Annotated in this window: 18 protein-coding genes; 7 read left to right on the forward strand and 11 right to left on the reverse strand. The window is 40.7% G+C overall.

Annotated features, from left to right (window positions below; genetic code table 11):
* Positions 1–25: 25 nt before the first annotated feature.
* From PQ478_RS12705 to PQ478_RS12715, 3 genes are read right to left on the reverse strand one after another with little or no spacing between them, the layout of a single operon-like run.
* Complete coding sequence (locus PQ478_RS12705) at positions 26–1,150, reverse strand: ABC transporter ATP-binding protein (protein ID WP_289234506.1); 1,125 nt, start codon at positions 1,148–1,150, stop codon at positions 26–28.
* On the reverse strand, positions 1,137–1,709 hold the full coding sequence (locus PQ478_RS12710; RefSeq protein WP_289234507.1) for a glycerol-3-phosphate responsive antiterminator: 573 nt from the start codon (positions 1,707–1,709) through the stop codon (positions 1,137–1,139). Before PQ478_RS12710 ends, PQ478_RS12705 begins: the two co-directional genes overlap by 14 nt.
* Positions 1,702–2,517, reverse strand: coding sequence for an HAD-IIA family hydrolase (locus PQ478_RS12715; protein WP_289234508.1), 816 nt, complete (start codon positions 2,515–2,517; stop codon positions 1,702–1,704). Before PQ478_RS12715 ends, PQ478_RS12710 begins: the two co-directional genes overlap by 8 nt.
* A gap of 323 nt (positions 2,518–2,840) precedes the next feature.
* On the opposite strand from PQ478_RS12715, the gene PQ478_RS12720 reads away from it, so the two are divergent.
* Positions 2,841–4,265: a hypothetical protein gene (locus PQ478_RS12720; protein WP_289234509.1), complete on the forward strand. Its 1,425-nt coding sequence runs from the start codon at positions 2,841–2,843 to the stop codon at positions 4,263–4,265.
* A gap of 66 nt (positions 4,266–4,331) precedes the next feature.
* Here the strand turns inward: PQ478_RS12720 and PQ478_RS12725 are convergent, their stop codons facing one another.
* From PQ478_RS12725 to PQ478_RS12745, 5 genes are all read right to left on the reverse strand, one after another.
* A complete protein-coding gene (locus PQ478_RS12725; RefSeq protein WP_289234510.1) occupies positions 4,332–5,540 on the reverse strand; it encodes an MFS transporter in 1,209 nt (402 codons plus the stop codon).
* Between the two features lie 201 nt (positions 5,541–5,741).
* Entirely contained in the window at positions 5,742–6,017 is a 276-nt protein-coding gene (locus PQ478_RS12730) for a BhlA/UviB family holin-like peptide (protein WP_012959153.1), read from the reverse strand.
* A gap of 192 nt (positions 6,018–6,209) precedes the next feature.
* Positions 6,210–6,578 (reverse strand): hypothetical protein, encoded by a 369-nt coding sequence (locus PQ478_RS12735; protein ID WP_012959154.1) that lies wholly within the window; start codon positions 6,576–6,578, stop codon positions 6,210–6,212.
* Entirely contained in the window at positions 6,575–6,880 is a 306-nt protein-coding gene (locus PQ478_RS12740; RefSeq protein WP_289234511.1) for an antibiotic biosynthesis monooxygenase family protein, read from the reverse strand. The genes PQ478_RS12735 and PQ478_RS12740 overlap by 4 nt, the downstream gene beginning before the upstream one ends.
* A gap of 23 nt (positions 6,881–6,903) precedes the next feature.
* Positions 6,904–8,100: a pyridoxal phosphate-dependent aminotransferase gene (locus tag PQ478_RS12745; protein WP_289234512.1), complete on the reverse strand. Its 1,197-nt coding sequence runs from the start codon at positions 8,098–8,100 to the stop codon at positions 6,904–6,906.
* Between the two features lie 237 nt (positions 8,101–8,337).
* Here PQ478_RS12745 and PQ478_RS12750 point away from each other — a divergent pair, with 237 nt between their 5' ends.
* The gene (locus PQ478_RS12750) at positions 8,338–9,849 is read left to right on the forward strand and encodes an esterase/lipase family protein (RefSeq protein ID WP_289234513.1); all 1,512 of its coding nucleotides are present in this window, start codon (positions 8,338–8,340) and stop codon (positions 9,847–9,849) included.
* A 267-nt stretch (positions 9,850–10,116) separates the two neighbouring features.
* Here the strand turns inward: PQ478_RS12750 and PQ478_RS12755 are convergent, their stop codons facing one another.
* Both PQ478_RS12755 and PQ478_RS12760 read right to left on the reverse strand, forming a co-directional pair.
* A complete protein-coding gene (locus PQ478_RS12755; protein ID WP_289234514.1) occupies positions 10,117–10,968 on the reverse strand; it encodes a S1C family serine protease in 852 nt (283 codons plus the stop codon).
* Between the two features lie 17 nt (positions 10,969–10,985).
* Positions 10,986–11,552, reverse strand: a complete 567-nt coding sequence (locus PQ478_RS12760) for a cysteine hydrolase family protein (protein ID WP_289234515.1) — start codon at positions 11,550–11,552, stop codon at positions 10,986–10,988.
* A 170-nt stretch (positions 11,553–11,722) separates the two neighbouring features.
* Here PQ478_RS12760 and PQ478_RS12765 point away from each other — a divergent pair, with 170 nt between their 5' ends.
* Both PQ478_RS12765 and bshB2 read left to right on the forward strand, forming a co-directional pair.
* Positions 11,723–12,070, forward strand: coding sequence for a YojF family protein (locus tag PQ478_RS12765; protein WP_012959160.1), 348 nt, complete (start codon positions 11,723–11,725; stop codon positions 12,068–12,070).
* Between the two features lie 21 nt (positions 12,071–12,091).
* Positions 12,092–12,781, forward strand: a complete 690-nt coding sequence (gene bshB2, locus PQ478_RS12770; protein ID WP_289234516.1) for a bacillithiol biosynthesis deacetylase BshB2 — start codon at positions 12,092–12,094, stop codon at positions 12,779–12,781.
* A 54-nt stretch (positions 12,782–12,835) separates the two neighbouring features.
* Here bshB2 and PQ478_RS12775 read toward each other — a convergent pair whose 3' ends face one another.
* Entirely contained in the window at positions 12,836–13,021 is a 186-nt protein-coding gene (locus PQ478_RS12775; protein ID WP_041822857.1) for a hypothetical protein, read from the reverse strand.
* Positions 13,022–13,168: 147 nt separating this feature from the next.
* Between PQ478_RS12775 and PQ478_RS12780 the strand changes: the two genes are divergently transcribed.
* The 3 genes from PQ478_RS12780 (at position 13,169) to PQ478_RS12790 (ending at position 15,504) form a co-directional block, all read left to right on the forward strand.
* Positions 13,169–14,071, forward strand: coding sequence for a 5'-3' exonuclease (locus PQ478_RS12780; protein ID WP_289234517.1), 903 nt, complete (start codon positions 13,169–13,171; stop codon positions 14,069–14,071).
* Positions 14,072–14,129: 58 nt separating this feature from the next.
* The gene (locus PQ478_RS12785) at positions 14,130–14,864 is read left to right on the forward strand and encodes an alpha/beta hydrolase (protein ID WP_289234518.1); all 735 of its coding nucleotides are present in this window, start codon (positions 14,130–14,132) and stop codon (positions 14,862–14,864) included.
* Between the two features lie 121 nt (positions 14,865–14,985).
* Positions 14,986–15,504, forward strand: coding sequence for a GNAT family protein (locus PQ478_RS12790; RefSeq protein ID WP_289234519.1), 519 nt, complete (start codon positions 14,986–14,988; stop codon positions 15,502–15,504).
* The last annotated feature ends 290 nt before the right edge of the window (positions 15,505–15,794 follow it).

A 15,794-nucleotide genomic window follows, 5' to 3' on the forward strand; every position in this document is an offset into this window, starting at 1 on the left:
TCTCTTACTACTTGTTCTGCTGTATTCACAAAATATGTACCTCCTTGGCCGCTTCGACCTTTTGTGGTGATTGGAGAATCTGTCCATTCCCTGCATCAAATAGGTGTAATTCCTGCTGGGCAAAAGCGACGTTGACCCGATTATTTGCAGGCATCGGCCATTGCCCTGCCCATTTGGCTCGCCATACTTCACCAGCTAAGTGAAACGAGATAATGCTCTCATTACCTAGCACTTCGCTGTTAACAACCTCAACCTCTACTGTTAAATCAGATCCTTTCACAGGCGCGTGACCAATATGCTCTGGCCTTAATCCAAGCTTTACGTGTCTGCCTGCATTTAACTCTTTTGAACTATATCCCACAGGAATAACCAGTTCTCTGTTCCCAACAACCACATTTCCGTGTTTATCCACCACACCGTCTATTAAATTCATTGGCGGAGCACCAATAAACGTCGCAACAAACTCATTGGCTGGATGATTGTAAATATCAAGCGGAGTGCCTACCTGTTGAACCTTTCCGTCTTTTAAAATCATCATCCGGTCACCCATCGTCATCGCCTCGACTTGATCATGTGTGACATAGATCATCGTTGTCCCTAATTTACGTTGAAGCTGTCTGATTTCCAGGCGCATTTGTCCACGAAGCTTTGCATCGAGGTTAGAGAGCGGTTCATCCATTAAACAAATCGGAGCTTGACTCACCACAGCTCTTGCTAATGCAACACGCTGCCTCTGACCTCCTGACAGCTCTCTTGGCTTTCTTTTCAAATAATCCGTTAAACCGAGCAATTCAGCCGCTTCAAGGCACCGTCTCATACGCTCTTCTTTTTTTATTTTCTTCACCTTAAGACCAAATAAGATATTTTCCTCTACACTTAAATGCGGGTAGAGAGCATAGTTTTGAAAGACCATAGAGAGCTCGCGCTTACTCGGATCTAAATGATTCGCTTCCTTCTCACCAAGCATAAGTCTGCCTGCTGAAATTTCTTCTAAACCCGCAATCATGCGTAATAACGTACTCTTCCCGCAGCCAGAAGGTCCAACAAGGATAAAGAATTCTCCTTCTTTAATTTCTACATTAATATCCTCAACTGCAAAAGATTTTTGATCATACGATTTGCATACATTTTCTAACTCAACTTTCCTCATGAATTGCACCCGCCTTTTTATAAAATACAAAAGAGTAACTGCCAGATACTGCTGCTGCACCAGCTTCTAATGCCTCTTCAACTTCTGCCTGATCTCTAATCAATCCCCCAGCAACAATAGGGAATGGCAGTTTCATAGTAAGCTCCTTAATCACTCTCGGCATTAATCCTGGCATCGCCTCGACTGCATCAGGCTTTGTTTTCAAGCATGCTTCAATGGATTTATTCATAGCATGACTATCTATTAAAAAGATGCGCTGTACCGTTTTTAAACCAAGCTTTTTCGCATGATTAATGGCCTGTGTTTTGGTACTAATAATACCGTCTGGCTGAATCACTTCAGCAATGTAGGTCATTCCTTCAATTGTCTGCGGCTGAATACCTGAAATGAGATCAACATGAAGGTATACCTCCTTTTGTTTTTGCTGCAGCTTAAATACTCTTTCAGGCAAATCAAGCATGGTTCCATTTAACAAAAATACGGTTTTAAAAGGTGAACTCATACAATCCTCATGCTTATTCCAATCGGTTAGTGCGGTAATATGGCGCTCCTTAAACATACGTAAGCTCCTTTATCTTTTGATAGAATTCATCAAGCGTTGAATACACATGTGTAGGTCGTTGACGAACCGTGTGCAAATCTTCCTTCTTGCTCACTCCGCTTAATAATAGAACGGTATCCATCCCTACTGCTTGTCCGATCGCAATGTCACTTGTTATCGAATCCCCAACCATGACAGCCTTAGAACGGATACTGCCTGCAAAGTCTAAAAGTACTTGCTGCATCCAGATAGACGGTTTCCCAATGACTTCTGGCTTAATAAAAGGTTTTGGCGACGCACTAGTGTATACGCGAGCTATCGCCCCTGTATCTAAGTACATGCCACTCTCAGCAGGGCAGCATATATCAGGATTTAATAAAATTAAACGCGCTCCTTTTTGCAATAAGAAGAAGCCTTCTTGCAGCTGCTCATAATTTAAATTAGGTGACATACCAAGAACCACAAACACTTCACCAATTGAGGTTTCCCTTGAATGGTCTAGTACATGAATATCCATTTTCCTAATTTCTTCTTTTATCAACTCAGACCCGACGACGTAGATACTTGATGAAGATGGTCTCGCGCTAAAATATCGTTTGATCGCTAAAGTCGGCGTAATCAATTCATCTACTTTAAGCTCCAACCCCATATTTATTAACCTCTCACATAACTCTTCTCTTGGCCTAGCTGGATGATTGGTTAAGAAAAAGACACTTTTTTTATTCCTCCTTAAACATTGAATCACTTCGTTTGCATGAGGAAACAAGGAATTTCCGTTGACTAACGTACCGTCTAAATCAAAGAAAAATAGTTTGTAATCTTTCACAGCAACCTCCAAATAAATATAAAAAACCCAAGATGATGCACATAAGACATACGAGCAGTAGGCCTCATTACGCAACAACTTGGGTTTTCTCAATGTGTTCTCCACCCGCTTGTTTAAGCTATGTAATTTGTTTTCATTTGAATCTCTTACAGCTTTAGAGTACCAGGTTTATATTAAGGAACGATAAACGAGCTGTTAAGTTTTATTAAGCAAATATTAAGATATTTATGAGCCCAGAAGAAAGGAGATATTTTTTGCTCGTATACACCAATGCCTAGTTTGTTTCATAAGATATCGTAGTTTGACAGATAGGAGGCTGCGATATGATTGAGCTTACGATGTCTCATTGGATGTATTTAGCTGGGACACTCTTAATCATTTTAACGATGTTATTTAGGCAAAATGTTGTCGTTCCGGCTATATTGATGACATTTTTAGTAGGATGGATCTTCAGCGGGTCATTATCTATCGGCTTGCAGACCATCTTCCAAGCCAGTTTGATTGCTGCTGGCGAGCTGTTTAATATCTTCTTAATTATTGCAATCATGACTGCTCTCTTGCATGCATTAAAAGATATAGGTGCCGATGAACAAATGATTACCCCATTTCAAAAAGTCATGGTCAATGGTCACATTTCGTTTTGGGTTATTGTTCTAGTTACCTATTCCATTTCATTGTTCTTCTGGCCAACTCCAGCGGTTCCGCTTGTAGGAGCTTTGCTCATTCCTGTGGCAATCCGTGCAGGCCTTCCGCCGATTGGTGCTGCCATCGCGATATCACTCGCGGGCCAAGGGATGGCTCTGTCATCGGATTACATTATTCAAATAGCGCCGATGCTTAGCGCTACAGCTGCTGGTGTTGATATTTCTCTAGTAGCAGACCGGGCGTTTGTTCTTTCCCTTGTAACAGGCGGTATTGCTATTACGACTGCCTACCTGCTGCTTAGAAAGTGGATTAAATCTCCATCAAAAAATCATTTAATTAAATGGGAGAAAATCACTTCAGCATCAACGGAGGAAACGAACCAAACGAGAAAACCTGTCACAAAGAAAAGCATGGTTTTTGCCTTACTCGTACCAGCTTCTTTCTTATTCATCATTGTGTACATGGTCATGGCTAAGTTTTCAGACGTGATTCCATCGATTGAAGGAGGAACCGGCGCGGCCTTAATCGGGGGAACAGCGGCCCTGTTATTACTCGCCTCTACCACTGCTGATAAGGCAAAAACCGCTCTTACAAAAGTAAGTGAACATTTAATTACTGGCTTTGTGTTTGCGTTTAAAGCGATGGGGCCCGTTATTCCGATTGCAGGATTCTTCTTTATCGGAAGCGGTGAACTAGCCGGTAAGATTTTAGGAGTTGGAAACGAGGCGTCTCCATCTTTCTTATTTGATCTTGTGCAAGCAGGTCAACAGCTCATTCCAGAGAGCGCTTTCCTTGCCGGGTTTGCGATATTAATTATTGGAATGATTACAGGTCTTGATGGCTCAGGATTCTCAGGGCTTCCGTTAGTAGGTGCCTTATCAAGTGCACTCGGCCCAACGGTCGGTGTAGATACGGCTACCCTTGCTGCTATTGGTCAAATGGGATCGATCTGGGTCGGAGGAGGAACGCTCATTGCCTGGTCCTCTCTTGTGGCTGTTGCTGGATTTGCCAAGGTGCCAGTGATGGAGCTTGTACGTAAAAGCTTCCTCCCTGTTATGTTGGGGTTAATTGCTGCCACTTTGTTCGGGCTTTGGTTTTTCTAGTAACATGCTAAAAAAGGTCACCATTCTTCAACGAATGATGACCTTTTTTGAATTTACTTTAAATTCTTATATACTTACTTTCCCTTCTACTGTAACAGGCTCATCCTGCCGGTTCTTAACTCTCAGGCTTAAAATGAACCCTGCTCCTAGACAAATCGATGAAAAGAGAAAGGCATATGTAAACCCGCCAAAGTCTTCAATCAGCCATCCCGCGATAACTGGTCCAATAAGCTGACCTACCGCAAAGTAAAAGGTTGCATAACTAAAAGCGACAGGCATATCACTCGGCTTCACTTGATCAAGTGTTGCAGCTTGAACAAGGGTGAATAAACCGGTTAATGTACAGCTTATTAAAATGATATGTGCAGTGAAACCAATAAATGTTGGATAAAAAACAGGGATCATCATCGCAATCAATGTTATAGCCATTGTGAGATTTAATGATTTTTTCCTGCCTATTTTATCAGAAAGATGCCCCCACACCGGCCCCGTAAAAATTGATAGAAATCCGTTTAGTGCCATGAATTGTCCTGCTGTTCTACTTGAGATCCCAGACTCTATCATAAAACTCATCACAAACACCATTTGAATAATATAGGCAACGCCAACGACACCGTAAATAAGACTGACATTGATGACACCTTTGTCTCTATAAATCTCTCGTACATTCACTGTTTTCTCATCTGCTGCTCCTCTTTTGATTACGGGAGGATTTTCAATAAAGAAAGCGATAATGAATATAACGATGATGCCGCATAATGCAAACAATCCCCAAGCATATCTCCAGCCAAACACAGGAAACATCGTACTTATAAAAGGAATAACAATACCGGATAAAAGAATACCTATCCCAACACCGCTTGTCGTTAATCCTATCACTAATCCTCTCTTTAAAGGAAACCATGCTACCAACAATGAAATCAGAGGTGTATAGGTGAAAGCCGTACCGACACCTAAAATGATCATAAAAACGAATGCAACCCAATACCCAGGTGTCATTGCAATCCCGATAAACCCCATGCTGACAAGGATAGTGCCAAAAATGATGGTTCGTTTACTTCCCCATTTTGATGCAGCAACCCCTGAGAACACAACCATACTCACATATCCAAAAGAGATCGCCGTTCCTAATATACCTGCTTCTTTATACGTAATGACCAGCCCTTCCCTCATAAAAGGAAGAATAACTCCAAAAGAAAGCCTGGCAAAAGCAAGAACAACAATCGTAGTAAGCATTCCAATTATTGAATACATCCATATTCTCTTCGTATCCACCTCTGCACCTCCATGATTTTAATACCTACCAGTCAGTATGTTAGTTAGTATATTCAGTTTATTCCTCTTTCTTAACCAGTACAAGGTATTTCTTTCTATTCTCAAAATAAAAACACAAGGAACCGTCCTTTGTATTTTAATGAACTAATTCAGTTATGTAAAAAATCCCTTTGGAGTGAAAACGCATCAAGGGATTAAACGTTAATCTTTATCCATTTTTTGTTCAATGCGGTCAATTCTTTTCTCAAGCGAATCTAGAGAATCATGCAGTTTCTCAAGGGTTATAACCATCTTTTCTTGTGATTCATTCGACCTGTCTAAATGCTTCATCAAATCTATTTCTCTTTGTCTAGAATGCTCTCTATGTTCTTTGTTTTCTTTTCTCATTTCGCGAATCACATAGTAGCCTAACAGAATACAAAGAATAGCCCACACATATTGACTTGTAGCGATTTCATTCGCTATGTTAAAGTCCATTTTTCATCCTCCTTCTACTACTAATGGATGCATATCAAAGAGGAATTGTAACGGCATAATGTCAACGTTCCTTAATTTATTTTATCTTTCATAGTAAGTGTGATGGAGCCATTCGATGGTTTCAAAATAGCTACTTAACAAAAAAAGTACTCAGCAGCTGCCGAGCACTTTTTTCTAGTTTTATAGCTGCTTTCACTCACTGTTCTCGTTTACAGCTTGGATAGCAGCTTGTAGATATGCTTTAAACGCTTCTTCCTTTTGATCGTCTACTTTCTCTTTGATCAAACGTTCAATTCGCTCGAAATTATCAATTAAATGCTGTTTGTCCATTCCATGTTTGACTAATATTCCATTTAACCAAAGCGCATAGTCGACAAAGATCTTTTCTTGTTTCATTTGATAAGCTGTTTCTAAGGAATGAAAGTGGTGTTGATTGTCCTCTCGGCACTTTCTCCGGCCAGCCTCTCCGTACTTTTCTTCAAGTTCAGGATAAGCTTGATAAATCTCTTCTGTAATGGCATCAATAATTGGATGGTATTCAGGATATGGAAAAGGTATCAATCAATCACCACCTCAAACTGCTTTACTTCTGGAATAACAGCAGCAAGCTCTTGGTCTGGATATTTCTTCTCCAGATCATGAATATGTTTAAACTCTGAACTGCGGACCCAGTTTAAATAGTCTTTTTTCGAATCCCATTCAATTTCAACCGTAATTTCTCCATCCCGCTTTGCATTCTGAAGCAGCCTGAAACGTTGAAATCCCGAGGCTTTATCAACCAGGCCAGATCTATTTTTATAAATATCAATTACTTCATCTGCTTTTTCATCTGGAACTTTAAACGTCGAATGGACGATAAACATAGTAAAAACTCCTAACCCATTCTTTATTTTTTGTTCATAGCCTTACATTCCTGAAGTAATGCTTTGAAAGCCTCTTTTGAGTTTTCAATCTGCTCAAGTGACACACTGTACGATAGACGGAAATGTCCCTCCCGGCCAAAGCCAGATCCAGGTACAAGTAAGATATTGAACTTTTCAGCTGCAAGCTTACAGAAAGCTGTATCGTCAGCTAAAGGTGATTTTGGAAAAATGAAGAATCCACCTTTAGGTTCCACAAAATCAAAACCGGCATCTGTTAACACTTCAACCATCGCATTACGTCTTTCTTTATAACCTGCTTGCTCTTGTGTAAGAGTCGGCAATTGACTGATCATACGCTGCACTGTAACGGACGCATTTCCAAATCCTAATGTACGGTTTGCAAATACGAAGGCAGCCATATATTCACCTGCGTCTTCCATGCGGCTGTCAATTGCTAAATAGCCAAGACGTTCACCGGCTAGTCCAAGATCTTTACTGAATGATGATACGTAAAATAATCGGTCAATTGCTTTAAATGGATTTGGCGCATCATAATCATAGATTAATTGACTATATGGATCATCATAAAGGACGTGAATCATCGCTTCATGCTCTGTTTCTTTTTCACGAAGAAGACTGTTAAATGCTTCAAGATCTTCCTGAGTCAAAAGCTGTCCTGTTGGGTTATGCGGGTTGTTTAAGATAACCGCTTTCGTTCTGCCTGTAATATGTTCAGCTAATTTATCTAAATCAATAGTAAAGTCTTCAGCAAGAGGAACATACACTGCCTTACCCTTTGCATTATTTACATAGAACTTGTATTCGACAAAGAACGGTGTAAAAATAATCACTTCATCATCTTCGTTAAGAATACTTCTTAACGCCACATTTAATGCACCTGCTGCACCAGAAGTCATAATCACGGACTCATGGCTTACTCCAATGTCACCGTAACGATCCCCTAAATGTCCAGCTACCTTCTCTCGCGCCTCGACTAGACCTTGGTTAGGAATATAGCTGTGGCCTCCTGAAATAGGGTTATGCGCATAATTTTTTAGAGCTTCGAAATATTCTTTTGGAGGATCAATCACAGGATTCCCTAAGGAGAAATCATAAACCTTATCCGCCCCGTGGATTGCTTTTAAGCGCTGACCTTCTTCAAACATTTTACGAATCCATGAGCTTTGAGTTAAATTTTGCTTAATTTCTTGTGAAATCATTTTGCTTTCCTCCCAGTTCTTAATGATTCAGGTTACAGTTGAGTTGCGTACATCTAAATACTTGGATATGTATTACTCCATTATAACGTTATTATTCGACTTTTTCCATCTGTCATTTTATTCAAAATAAGTCTTCCTTCCTGCAGGAAAACAATAAAAAAAGGTTAATAGAGTAAGTACTCAGTGCATATATTCACTTCTGTGCAGTTCATTATTATTAATACAAGGAGGTTATGCATGATTAAACACGTGTTGTTGATTCTTCTGCTTATTGTTATGTTAGTCAGTCCCATCCAAGTCCACGCTGGATCGTTTGGCGACAAAGGGACTCCAGGCGTTCCGGGCCAGTGGTATATTGGAGAATCACCTGAGAGTATTAATCCGACAAAAGCGCCGCTTATATTTATCCATGGGCTAAACAGCTCCTCTCGCACATGGTGGGAAGGAAATGACATGTATCAAGTCGCTCTGCAAGATGGATATGAAACAGCTTTTGTTGACCTTCACGGAACGGAAGATATGTGGACAAACGGCGCACTGCTTGCTGCGAAGCTGGCTGAAATTCATCAGCATTTCGGCAAAGATCTTGTCTTAGTCACACATAGTAAAGGCGGGATTGATACTCAATCGGCCTTAGTTCATCATGGTGCTCATGCCTATGTTTCAAATGTGATCACATTATCGACCCCGCATTATGGCTCACAGCTGGCTGATTTAGCTTATAGCAGCTGGGCAGGATGGCTAGCCGGCATTATAGGAGGAAGAAATGCAGCAACGAACTCTCTCCAAACGGGATACATGGCATTTTTCAGGAGTGAAACCGACCATCACCCTAACGCCAGAATCAACCCTTTCTTTACACTGGCAGGAACAAGCTGGGGGTCATTCGGTTCATCCCTTTACTGGGGCGGTGTATATTTAAGCTCATACGGTCAAAATGATGGAGCCGTAACAGTAGCTAATTCTAGACTTCCATACTCAAGAGAACTTGCCGTCGGACGCTGGAATCATACAACAGTTAAAGAAGGTCATGCGACATTCACGACATTTAAGCCTTATCTTACATCTGAGAAATCGCTGTTTTCAATGACTGCAAACGAAAACATTCAAAGTAACCAAGAAGCAAGCAGCCAAATTGTACGCGGCGGCCCTCTTCAAGCCTTTGGTAAAACGGATTCCTTTCATATTGAAGAAGACGTCACCTCCGTCACCATTGATTTCTTAAGTGATGAGCACTTTTCTGCTGCTACATTGCACGGACCAAGTGGTGAAGTTATCCCTGCTAATATCTCCTATTCAAATGACGAAATTTTTGAAGGCGCTTACCATCATTTATACAAGCTAAATCAGCCATCACCAGGAGAATGGCATATTCAAACGAATCATGCAAAAGGCAGCGCCTACTTAGTAACAGCATCAATTGACAGCCCTTATGATCAAGCGGTGACACTTGAAATAACAGGTACCGCTAAGCAGAAAATAGCTATTAAAGATAACCTCCAGCCTCCACCGTCCAAGAAAACAACCTATCGTGCAGAAGCAACCTATACAGATAAACACGGCAAACAGAAAAGCCGCAGCGTTCCAGTTACAATCAACTCAGCAGGCGAATTGTCCATTCCTCTAAAGAAAGAAGGCATCTATACGCTTACGATTGACATGGAAAGCGAAACGAAAAAAGGCTACCCTTTCGAGCGAACGTTGATAAAGAGCGTCTATGTGGATCAAAACGGCAAGCTATATGAGTAGAGGATGCTGCTAGTACCCGGTACCTGAAGCAATCATCTATTATATTTTTTCAGCCTCTTTATGGCGTCAGTCAGTAAGGGAATTGCGGGGATTGCTCTAAGGATAGCGCCAGTTGAAATAGTAATTGCGTCAATTTGCAGTTAATGTGCCGATTCAGCAAATATATGGATTAATGTAAAGCTGAATTGTATTAATTCACAGGTTTATTGCGTAAATTCTCATCACACATGAAAGAGCTGTCCACTTCTTAATAGCGGACAGCTCTCTTTATTCATTTAAATACTCTGCAAATCTTGTTTTCACTTTTTCAATTGGAACTGCCAGTCCTCTTGAAGGTTCTTCATCAAACAAACCAGGAACCGTTCTCGCATATACAACTCCAATGACTTCACCAGCTTCTGTCAGTACAGGACTTCCGCTGTGACCTCCATAGATTGGTGCAGAAATTCGTAAAATCTCAAAGCCTTCTTGTTGATCTAAGATTTCTCCTTCATTAACAATTTGCTGCTGGGTAAGCGGGTTTCCGATAACTAGAATTCGCTCATCACGCTCTGCCCCTACATCACTTAACGGCAAATATGGGAGCCCCTCCGCCTCAATTTCAAGCAGCGCTAGATCCAGCCCTTCATCAGAATCAACGATCTCTGCTACATACTGCTCACCAGAAGGTAACGTGACAGCTAATGGTCCTCCGCCATCGACAACATGATCATTAGACACAATAAGACCCTCGCTTGATACGATAAAACCAGTGCCGCGTGACTGCTGGTTCTGGATCAGAACGACTGATTCCATGCTGTTTTGTACCATCTCATCCTCTGAATATTGTTCCGTTCCACGAAGGAGCTTAAGGGAATCTAAACTAAACACATTCAGCCAGATGCTTAGCACATTGACTACTAATAATAAACTGATGCCTATAGCAATCGATCGAATGATAAACTGTTTTCTTTTGCGTTTCTGTTCAAGCAGCTCAGGATCTTCCTCTTCTGCTTCATCAAATAAGAAATCTTCTAGCGGTGGTTCTCCGTAAGGATCTTCCTTAGTATTATTTTCCATTATGTCTTTATCTAATTGATCATTTTTTGTTTCATCTGAATCATCTCGGTGCCTAGACACTATCTCAATAATCCCCCTTACTCTAGCTTCTCTAAATCACTTGTATACACAATCTTCGTTTTAAAAATAGATTCCATTTGCTGGATAAAAACATCTTGATTTTGTGTGAATGTTGCCATCTGATCATAAATCGCAACCGTTTTAAAGCCTCTTGCATAGGCCCCGTATACAGTAAGGAAATTGCAAATATCGGTGCATACACCTACAACATATACTTCACCAACATCCGCTTCAAGTAATTCCTCTTCTAAATTCGTGTTAAAGAATGCGTCATATTCAGGCTTTGGAATATAGAGGACACTCTTATTTTCTTTGTTTTTATCGTACCACGTCCCGAGTTCACCGTACAATTCTTGCCCCTTCGTTCCGATAACATTATGCTTCGGCCATAGTTCAAAATGGGGATCATCTTCTATATGGGCATCCATACAAACGACCACCACGTCTCCCTTTTCAAGAAACAAATCTGCTGTACGGACAATATCAGGCACAATGGTCTGTGCAGGAGTACCGACCGTTAATCCGCCATCATCCGCTACAAAATCATAACTCATATCTACGATTAATAATGCTTTTCTACTCATTTATCATCCAGCCCCTATTTTAAATGTTGATTATAGCCTTGCCTCCCTAGATTCGACAAAACACAATTGTATTCCTGTTTAAGCACACACATTAACGCGTTTTACTGTTATTACATTCGCTGATACATTATAATGAACGACATACTAAACTACATTTGGAGGACTGTTCAGTGAAACCAATAACAATTGAAGAAGTACAGCCTTTGATTAATCAATTTGCTAAGCAGCCCGTATACATACATCTTGAAACAACAAACGGGGCCTATGCGAGTCATTTTGATCAATCTTTTTTCTCAGCTAGTGCTTATATACGAAATGCAAATGTTACATACGAGCATGGAAAAATTATAGGCGAGGGTCCTTTTCGTGCCGGTCTCAAAATTGAAATCGGCTGGGTCTATGCAGAGGGATTGACTCACTTTGAATTAGATCAAGAAGGGCGTCTGCTGTTAGCTGGCCATGGCTTTGACGGAAAACTAGCCGTGGCGCTTGAAATCAGCAAAACACCATTCGAATAATCAGTAAAGGAGTGAATGTCCATGACTACAAGCAATGAAAGACATGTTCTTGTGATTTTTCCTCATCCAGACGATGAAGCGTTTGGAGTGTCAGGAACCATTGCGATGCACACATCTAGCGGAACGCCTGTTACATATGCTTGTTTAACACTAGGAGAAATGGGAAGAAATTTGGGGAATCCTCCTTTTGCCACACGTGAATCTCTGCCCCTTATCCGTAAAGATGAACTGAAAAAGGCTGCGGAAGCTATTGGAATCACTGACCTTAGAATGATGGGGCTGCGTGATAAAACATTAGAGTTTGAAGATGATGATCAAATGGTTCAGTTGGTAAGTGACCTTATTAGTGAATGTAATCCATCTCTTATTATCAGTTTCTATCCGGGATATTCCGTACACCCTGACCATGAAGCGACAGCTAGAGCTGTTGTACGTGCGGTTAAAAAGATGAAAAAAGAAGACCGTCCGACTCTCCACTGTGTCGCCTTCTCAAATGGACATGAAGAACATATTGGCAATGCAGATGTCGTTCACTCGATCAGCCCGTTTGCTAATCAAAAAATGGCTGCTTTAAGAGCACACATCTCACAAACTGCCTGGATGTTAAAAGACCTTGAAGAAACGTTAGTAAACGGAGATCAGCCAGATGCTGCAGTGAAATTTTTCACTGAACAATTTTGGACTGTGGATGTGGATCAATTAGAAGTGTAACTAAAAAAATCATTCTAAAAAAACATGCAGTCCAATTTGACTGCATGTTCTTCTTTAGAATATCCACCAGATGAATACAATAATAACCGTAATGATTGGCAAGATAATTAAGTAAACGAGTGACAGGTTCGTAATACTGCGTTTGCTTCCATACTGTTCATCCTCTTGCTTTGTTAGTGCAAGAGTAATTACTAGAGCTGCGATACATGTGATGATAGCGATTATAAATAAGACCGTCATACTGTGGAACTCCTTTTTTATCAATTCATTCCATTTTATCATTAAATGACTTCTCCATCTAATGAAATCTCTTTCCTAAAAGAATTGCTCATTTATGCATAAGACATGTTAAACTATAAGAACTTTCATTTTAAAGGAGACGTTATTTTGACACAGCCTACCTTATTATTAATTGATGGTTTTAATTTACTGAGCAGAGGATATTTTGCTACGTCTTATGGCAGAAGTGATGATCAGCTTAGTAAAAATAGTGATGGTTTATATACAAACGCACTGCGTGTATTCTTTCAAAAATTAATGAATTTAATTCATGAACATGATGTCACGCATGCTGCAGTAGCATGGGATGTTAAGCGTGAAGATTCGGTTAGACGTCAATATGCTCCGACTTACAAAGAAACACGTAATGACCTCCCTGCCCCGCTGATTGAGCAATATGAAACGTGTACTCGCATCTTAGAAGATATGGGAATATTGCAAGTAACAGTTCCGCCTTATGAAGCCGATGACGCAATCGGAGCTCTTTCCTGTCAATGGTCAAACAGAAACGATGGACGCTGCTTGATTTATAGTAATGACCGCGATCTTCTTCAGCTTTTAGATGAGCGCACGACTCAAATTATCGCAAGTAAAAAGGGAGAAATACTATACACTAATACCCACTTCGAAGAGGAATTTAGCATTACGCCAACTCAGTGGATTGATGTAAAAGCTTTGCTTGGTGATAAGAGTGATAATATTCCGGGCTGTCCTGGGGTCGGAGAGAAGTCCGCTCTTCCGCTTATTCAGCAATATGGATCCGTTGAAGGTGTTTATAATCAATTAGAAACTGGAGAATTTGACCCTGCATATAAACGATATCAGAAGAAGCTGATTGCAGGTAGGGAATCGGCCATCCTCAGTAAAAAACTGGCTACGATTATTTGCGAGATTCCAGACCTTGAAGACACTGATTTTACAACTTATACATTTGAAATGGACCATGAGCGTGTGGAATCTGTTTTCCAATCAGTTGAATTAAAGATCAAACTGCATACAACCTTATTATAATGTCTAAGCTATCCAATTGCTGGGTAGCTTTTTTAAAAGCAATAAAGGAGATGGCATCATGTGGCTGCGCAAACATTGGTGGAAGATTTTATTAGCGACCATCCTTATATTAATAGCATTAATCTTTTGGTTCCTAAGACCATACACGGCAAGTGAAGAGGCATTGTCACTCCTACACTCATCAGAACAAGTCGAAGTGAAAATAGATTCAAACTGGATTGAATTCTCTCCGCGCAAAACAGAGCTTGAAGCTAACGTGATTATGTATCCTGGCGGCCTTGTAGAGCATGAGAGCTACGCCCCTCTTGCTTACTCGCTTGCAGAAGAAGGCTTCCGTACATTTGTGATAAAAATGCCGGTGAATTTAGCTGTTCTTGGTGGGAACAAAGCTCAGGGTGTGATCAAAGATTTAGGCGATGAGCCGGTATTTATCGGCGGGCATTCACTCGGCGGGGTGATGGCCTCAAGATTTGCAGCTGACAATGAGGAAGTATTTAACGGGGTCTTTTTCCTAGCGTCTTATCCTGATGAAAAAGGAAGCCTTACAGATAAACAACTTTCCTCGATTTCATTTATTGCAACAAATGATTCTGTTTTAAATAAAGACCGCTACGATAAGGCTGAAGCATACCTCACTTCTGAACACCTTGAAATCATAATCGAAGGCGGCAACCATGCACAATTTGGATCTTACGGAGCTCAAAAAGGCGACACCCCAGCGTCCATTTCTACAGAAGAACAACTTAAACAAGTACGCGATGCATTATCTAAGTGGATTACTCGTCAATACTAGTAAGAAAAAGCTGAGCTGAGCTCGGCTTTTTAATTTGAAAAAATGATTAAGTTCCTTTATAATACTGAACTTGTGTGAGCCAAATTAACTAAGAAATATTAAATATAAAAGGAGTGGTTCGGTGGTACTCGCAACTCTCACGACTGATGAAGTCAAAGAGCCAGAGGAGCTGCAAAAAGAATTAAATGATTTGGAGTTTCAAATGTTCCGGATGCAAGAGAATTTGAAACAAATTGCTAAACGGTGGCAGGTACTCGGCATCGAGCAGACCAAAGAAGAAAAATGGGTGATTGTGTACATCTTAGATGATGGAGCTCAGTGTAAAATTATGCTCAATGAATGTGACTCTGCCTATAGAGGGGTCTGGGATTTTTCAATTCAAGCCACATATGCAGATGATCATACGATCCACATCGGTGATATAAAAGGGGAAGAAAACAAAGGATATGGTTCGATCTGCATGAATTACTTAAAAAACCATGCCATGGATCAAAATGTACAATACATTACCGGTGATATCGCACAACGCGATTGGGATCATCTTGACAGACTCATCCATTTTTATGAAAAGCATCATTTTGATGTAGAAGTAGATCATGACGACAAATCTGGAGACCTTGTATGGAATCCAGCCTCATAATGATCAGGTGAACAGTACTAACTCCCCGCTTACTGAATATGTTGATTTCCGCTGCAGGCACACGCTTTCCGCGGGCGGTCCGGGAGCTTCCTCGTCACTACGCTCCTGTGGGATCTCCCCTGGCCACGCGCATCCCGCAGGAGTCGGTGCCTTCCGCTACAATCAACGAGCGTCAAAAGAAGTTGATATTTAAACGTATAAATAAGCAGTCTTTTTTCCAAATAATATAAGCATGCTAGCGGTTATAATAGGCGAATAGGAACGCTAGCGTATTCTTGCAATTATCACAA

Source organism: Alkalihalophilus pseudofirmus (assembly GCF_029094545.1).
Taxonomy (GTDB): domain Bacteria; phylum Bacillota; class Bacilli; order Bacillales; family Bacillaceae_D; genus Alkalihalophilus; species Alkalihalophilus pseudofirmus.

Excerpts from the sequence above, each read along its gene's own strand:
- PQ478_RS12750 (WP_289234513.1), top strand. The coding sequence starts at position 8,338 with ATGATTAAACACGTGTTGTTGATTCTTCTGCTTATTGTTATGTTAGTC.
- PQ478_RS12710 (WP_289234507.1), bottom strand. The coding sequence starts at position 1,709 with ATGTTTAAGGAGCGCCATATTACCGCACTAACCGATTGGAATAAGCAT.
- PQ478_RS12775 (WP_041822857.1), bottom strand. The coding sequence starts at position 13,021 with ATGACGGTCTTATTTATAATCGCTATCATCACATGTATCGCAGCTCTA.
- PQ478_RS12785 (WP_289234518.1), top strand. The coding sequence starts at position 14,130 with ATGTGGCTGCGCAAACATTGGTGGAAGATTTTATTAGCGACCATCCTT.
- PQ478_RS12745 (WP_289234512.1), bottom strand. The coding sequence starts at position 8,100 with ATGATTTCACAAGAAATTAAGCAAAATTTAACTCAAAGCTCATGGATT.
- PQ478_RS12705 (WP_289234506.1), bottom strand. The coding sequence starts at position 1,150 with ATGAGGAAAGTTGAGTTAGAAAATGTATGCAAATCGTATGATCAAAAA.
- bshB2 (WP_289234516.1), top strand. The coding sequence starts at position 12,092 with ATGACTACAAGCAATGAAAGACATGTTCTTGTGATTTTTCCTCATCCA.
- PQ478_RS12730 (WP_012959153.1), bottom strand. The coding sequence starts at position 6,017 with ATGGACTTTAACATAGCGAATGAAATCGCTACAAGTCAATATGTGTGG.
- PQ478_RS12760 (WP_289234515.1), bottom strand. The coding sequence starts at position 11,552 with ATGAGTAGAAAAGCATTATTAATCGTAGATATGAGTTATGATTTTGTA.
- PQ478_RS12720 (WP_289234509.1), top strand. The coding sequence starts at position 2,841 with ATGATTGAGCTTACGATGTCTCATTGGATGTATTTAGCTGGGACACTC.
- PQ478_RS12740 (WP_289234511.1), bottom strand. The coding sequence starts at position 6,880 with ATGTTTATCGTCCATTCGACGTTTAAAGTTCCAGATGAAAAAGCAGAT.